This is a genomic window from Alicyclobacillus fructus (assembly GCF_017329605.1).
Classification (GTDB): domain Bacteria; phylum Bacillota; class Bacilli; order Alicyclobacillales; family Alicyclobacillaceae; genus Alicyclobacillus; species Alicyclobacillus fructus.
Genome location: NZ_JAFMTY010000088.1, coordinates 1 through 439, shown reverse-complemented (window position 1 = coordinate 439; position 439 = coordinate 1). Strand labels below are relative to the sequence as shown.

Here is a 439-nt window from a genome sequence, read left to right as displayed (position 1 = left end):
AGTTCTCGAATGGATTCGCAAGATGCAAGACGTGGATCAGATCGATTTTTTACGGGAATTGATGCAACTCGTGACGCAGTTCCTCATCGATGCGGAAGCTGCGGAGAAAATCGGTGCCGAGCGCTATGAGCGGACGGAGAGCCGCGTCACACAACGAAACGGCTATCGTTCAAGGGCCTGGGACACGCGCCTCGGGACGGTCGATTTGAAGATTCCAAAGCTCCGTCAGGGCAGCTTCTTCCCCTCGATTCTGGAGCCCAGGCGTCGAGCGGAACAAGCGCTGGCTTCTGTGATCCAGGAAGCGTACGTGAAGGGCGTGAGCACCCGCAAGGTCGATGACCTGGTGCGAGCGTTGGGCCTGGATGGCATTAGCAAAAGCGAGGTGTCTCGCCTCTGCCAGCTCATCGATGAAGAGGTTCGCCAGTTCAAGGAGCGGCCG

The 439-nt window shown here is 57.9% G+C and carries 1 protein-coding gene; it reads left to right on the top strand.

Annotated features, from left to right (window positions below; all coding sequences use genetic code 11):
• On the top strand, nucleotides 1-439 hold a 439-nt coding region (locus J3481_RS14440), incomplete at both ends, for a transposase (RefSeq protein ID WP_268884367.1).